This is a genomic window from Mesorhizobium sp. M8A.F.Ca.ET.161.01.1.1, from assembly GCF_004792105.1.
Taxonomy (GTDB): Bacteria; Pseudomonadota; Alphaproteobacteria; order Rhizobiales; family Rhizobiaceae; genus Mesorhizobium.
The window spans coordinates 1-302 of sequence record NZ_SRTD01000385.1 but is presented as its reverse complement, the minus strand read 5'-3'; the positions used below and the strand labels follow the sequence as shown (position 1 = coordinate 302).

The window sequence follows — 302 nt, the reverse complement described above, 5'->3', positions numbered from 1 at the left end:
GTTGAGGAAGCCGTTGAGGTTGCTTTCCGCGTAGGCGTGCGGATTGGTCAGTGAATAGCGTACGCCGGCCTGAGCAGCGAGATTGACGACGGTCTCCGGCACGGCCGACTGAAACAGCGCCGAAATGCGGTCGCGGTCGGTGAGGTCGACATGCTCGAAATGAAAATTCGCGGACGCTTTCAACCGGTCGAGCCGCGCCTGTTTCAGGGTGACGTCGTAGTACTTGTTCATGGAATCGAGGCCGATAACCTCCCGGCCTTCGGCAAGCAGCCTTTGGCACAGATGAAACCCTATGAAACCGG

Annotated in this window: 1 protein-coding gene; it reads right to left on the bottom strand. The window is 58.6% G+C overall.

Annotated elements, in window-relative coordinates:
* On the bottom strand, positions 1–302 hold a 302-nt coding region (locus EN804_RS36195; RefSeq protein ID WP_135922410.1), incomplete at both ends, for a GDP-mannose 4,6-dehydratase.